General features: G+C 32.7%; 2 protein-coding genes and 2 pseudogenes. 3 read left to right on the top strand and 1 reads right to left on the bottom strand.

Features of this window, described 5'->3' with window-relative positions; all coding sequences use genetic code 11:
• Positions 1 to 76, bottom strand: a pseudogene (locus AC1DTM_RS26185) (DUF3895 domain-containing protein); the annotation flags it as partial.
• On the opposite strand from AC1DTM_RS26185, the pseudogene AC1DTM_RS26180 reads away from it, so the two are divergent.
• The 3 genes and pseudogenes from AC1DTM_RS26180 to AC1DTM_RS26170 all read left to right on the top strand — a co-directional run.
• Positions 76 to 273: pseudogene (locus AC1DTM_RS26180) on the top strand (DUF3895 domain-containing protein); the annotation flags it as partial. The pseudogenes AC1DTM_RS26185 and AC1DTM_RS26180 sit on opposite strands and share 1 nt — an antisense overlap.
• A gap of 97 nt (positions 274 to 370) precedes the next feature.
• Entirely contained in the window at positions 371 to 727 is a 357-nt protein-coding gene (locus AC1DTM_RS26175; protein ID WP_016105410.1) for an Imm3 family immunity protein, read from the top strand.
• Positions 728 to 792: 65 nt separating this feature from the next.
• A complete protein-coding gene (locus tag AC1DTM_RS26170) occupies positions 793 to 1299 on the top strand; it encodes an ankyrin repeat domain-containing protein (RefSeq protein ID WP_016105409.1) in 507 nt (168 codons plus the stop codon).
• Positions 1300 to 1484: the final 185 nt, after the last annotated feature.

The raw sequence follows: 1484 nt of genomic DNA, 5'->3' as shown, positions 1-1484 counted from the left end.
GCTTTCCTTCTTTAACAAAACCTTCTAATAGTAAGCATACTTGCCCGTATGCTTTAGGCTTATCAGTTGTGAATTGCACTTGAGCTGTGCGAACAATTAATACGAGCTGGTAAAATATCAGATGAAAGATTCACAACTGATAAGCCTAAAGCATACGGGCAAGTATGCTTACTATTAGAAGGTTTTGTTAAAGAAGGAAAGCTTATTTTTGTCAAAAGTGATGAGAAAAGAGATAGGGTATATAAAGTGAAAGACGAAGATTCTAACGCATAAAATGTATAAAGTATAGTAATGAAATAAGGAAGTCCTCATATTTGTGTTGAAAGATTATTTTCACATAAGCGTGGGGATTTTTTTGGAGGGAGGATGTATGAAAAATTGGGAGTATAACGAATTATTTAATGCAATTCAGGAGGCGTATGAAGAGTTGTTAGATGAAGGGAGAGGATATAGGTATGCTATAGCAAAACTAGCGGATGAATTTGATAATTTAGGAAAGATTGAAGATGTTATAGTTGATACTGCCATAGGAGAAATAACAGTCGATCATCATATGGTTTTTGTTGGGAGTATTGAAGGTATAACAAAGAGGCTAAGTATGTTTAACCCTCAAGAGGCAGAAGGTGAATTGACAGTAGAGGAAATAAAAGATTTATCGAGAAGAATAAATAATGTAATAGAAGGATTAAAAAATGTAAAGGTTGATTATAGGTATTCCGCTGAATAGTTGGTGTTCTTGCAAATTTAAGTGACATAGCTAGACAAGATAATAGAAATATAGGAGGTGATGTTATGGAGGATAAACGTATAAATAAAACTATAAGAAATGCTATTAAGCTTGGTGATATTAATGAAGTAAAACGTGTAATAGGTGATAATCCAGAATTTTTACATTTAATGACACCATTTGGTACGTGGTTACATGTTGCAGCAAAGAAAGGACATTTTGGAATAGTAGAATATTTGATTCATAAAGGAATCGGCATTAATACAAAAGGTGGTACATTTGATGCTTCTGCATTAAATTTGGCCGCAGGAGCGGGACATTTGGAGATAGTAAAATATTTAGTAGAGTCTGGTGCCGAATTGGATGTAAGTTTAGCAAAAAGAAATCCACTATTTGGAGCAATTTATGACGGACATAAAGAAGTAGTTGAGTTTCTAGTTGAAAAAGGAATAGATATTTCAATTAGATACACTGGAGAAAACTTCACGAATATGAATGCTTATGAATATGCTGAAGAATTCGGACAAACAGAAATTGCTGCATACATAAAACGTAAGATGGATAAGAGATAACAAAGATTGTAAAAGGGATAAGACTAAAAATAAAGAGATTAATAGGCTGTATAGCTAATCAAAAATAGAGAATTAAAAAAGATTTAGGAGATGAATTTATGGGAGTAAAAAAGTGGCTTTTTTCAGGAGGTTCTTTAGCTGAAGATAAAATAGTTGAAGTAGAAAGTTTATTCGGATTTTCCCTT

It is taken from the genome of Bacillus sp. P4_D3, from assembly GCF_056401855.1.
Note: the sequence above shows the minus strand (reverse complement) of the source record. Positions and strands in the feature narration are given on the sequence as shown.